This window comes from Myxococcus sp. AM009, assembly GCF_013372605.1.
Classification (GTDB): domain Bacteria; phylum Myxococcota; class Myxococcia; order Myxococcales; family Myxococcaceae; genus Myxococcus; species Myxococcus vastator.
In genome coordinates this window covers 1-440 of sequence record NZ_JABXEP010000454.1, presented here as the reverse complement: position 1 = coordinate 440, position 440 = coordinate 1, and the positions used below count along the sequence as shown (strand labels likewise).

1 protein-coding gene is annotated in these 440 nt (G+C 59.1%); it reads right to left on the bottom strand.

The features are described from left to right. Nucleotides 1-47 precede the first annotated feature (47 nt). Nucleotides 48-440: ABC transporter permease subunit (locus HV824_RS36345; RefSeq protein WP_176425329.1), on the bottom strand; the 393-nt coding region annotated here is incomplete at its 5' end.

The following is a 440-nucleotide window of genomic DNA, read 5'->3' as shown; positions in this document are numbered from 1 at the left end:
GTTGACGATCCGTCGCCGGCGGAATTTACGCATATCGATCGTCGCCATCATTTGGCTCCTTCCATACGGTTGAGTCTGAGCAGTAGCAGCTTGGCGAACGCCAACACGATGAAGGTGACGACGAACAAGACGAAACCCAGCGCGATCAGCGAGGACAGGTAGATCGGCGAATCCGCTTCGGTGAACTCGTTGGCCAAGGTGGCCGCGATCGAGTTGCTCGGCTGCAGCAGTGACACACTAAGCTCGTGAGCGTTGCCGAGAACGAAGGTCACAGCCATGGTTTCGCCAAGCGCGCGCCCCAAGCCCAGAAAGATCGCTCCGATCACAGCCGAGCGGGTATAGGGCAATACGACCTTGCGCATGACCTCCCAGCGGGTGGCACCCAGCGCGAACGCCGATTCCTTGAGCATCTGAGGCGTAGCGGCAAAGACATCTCGCAT